Origin of the sequence: Microbacterium sp. H6, from assembly GCF_003314775.1 — a bacterium.
In the GTDB taxonomy this organism is placed as follows: Bacteria; Actinomycetota; Actinomycetes; order Actinomycetales; family Microbacteriaceae; genus Microbacterium; species Microbacterium oxydans.
In genome coordinates this window covers 1-1229 of record NZ_QOAY01000221.1, presented here as the reverse complement: position 1 = coordinate 1229, position 1229 = coordinate 1, and the positions used below count along the sequence as shown (strand labels likewise).

Annotated in this window: 2 protein-coding genes and 1 pseudogene; 2 read left to right on the top strand and 1 reads right to left on the bottom strand. The window is 70.7% G+C overall.

All coding sequences use genetic code 11. The features are described from left to right. Together DSP71_RS23960 and DSP71_RS14400 are read left to right on the top strand one after the other, a co-directional pair. Positions 1-299 (top strand): annotated as a pseudogene (locus DSP71_RS23960) (cation transporter); the annotation flags it as partial. Between the two features lie 99 nt (positions 300-398). Next, positions 399-950, top strand: coding sequence for a hypothetical protein (locus DSP71_RS14400; RefSeq protein ID WP_147251322.1), 552 nt, complete (start codon positions 399-401; stop codon positions 948-950). Between the two features lie 46 nt (positions 951-996). Here the strand turns inward: DSP71_RS14400 and DSP71_RS14395 are convergent. After that, a partial coding sequence (locus DSP71_RS14395; RefSeq protein WP_113681433.1) for a MarR family winged helix-turn-helix transcriptional regulator occupies positions 997-1229 on the bottom strand: 233 nt, incomplete at its 5' end.

Sequence of the window (1229 nt, the reverse complement as noted above, 5' to 3'; positions counted from 1 at the left end):
GGAACATCGCCTTCCTCGTGGGCGCGACCGCCGCACCGGAACTGCGCGCGCGGGTGGGGAGCGCCCTGCTGGGCCTGCCGCAGGTCGAGCGGGTGACCTACCTGCACATCGAGTACGTCGGTCCGAATCGACTCTTCATCGTGGCGGAGGTCGACCTCGCCGGCGATGCGCGCGAGCACGACGTGGCGCGGCAGCTGCGAGACCTGGAGCAGCGGATCGAGCAGCACGACGCGGTCGAGACCGCTGTGCTGTCCCTATCGGTAGACGACGAGCCGTCGGTGGGATTCGCGTCGGCCTGAGCCTGCGCCGGCCGTGCGACCGCGAGAACCGGCGAAGCGAGGTGTGGCAGGATCGGGGCTGTGCGCCCGACGACTCCCCCGCTCCTGAGCCTTATCGCCGTGACCGCCACGCTGCTGCTCGCCGGCTGCTCCTCCGCCCCCGCCGACCAGAGCTCCGCACCGGCCGACGATGCCGGCGCGCCGACGGCGGCACCTGCGGACTCGGCGGACCCCGTCATCACCTGCGCGGATATCGAGCCGCTCGCAGCGCCGATCACCGCGGGCTTCGCTTTCTCGCCCGACGACTCCTCGGAAGACGCCTCCGGCACCACCTGTGTCTGGATCAACGACGCGGTGGCCTCCGCGTCCACCGCTCTCGAGGACTACGCCTCCCTCGCGGTAGGCATCGATGAGACGACCTGGAGCACGGACGAGCTGAGCACGCTCCAGGGGGCGATCGACGATCCGCGCGCTGCAGCTCTCGATGGACGGGTGCTGCTGCTGGGCGACGGCGAAACTCTCGGCGAGGTGGGTTCGGTTCAGCTGCTCTCCCCTCGCGGCACGGTGACGATCGTGGCCACCGGCATGCTGCTCTCGGCATCAGCCGACACGGCGATCCCGGTGGATTCCGTCATCGACGTCGCCGCCGACGTCGCGGGCCTCCGCCGCTAGCTCAGCCGCTAACTCAGCCGCTAACTCCGCCGCTTCGAGGCTCCCCTCAGCGCTGCCAGTTGTCGGCGAGCTTGTTGAGCAGTCTGGCGAGCTCGACGCGTTCCTCCTCGGTGAACGAGGTCAGCGCGGTCGTCAGCATCTCGCGACGCTCGCCGCGCATGCCGCGGGCGAGGCGGCGTCCTTCGTCGGTCAGCGCGATGCGGGTGCGCCGTGCGTCGTCGGGGTCGGCCTCGCGGCGCACGAATCCGCGTTCGACTCCCTGCTGAACCAGCCGTGACG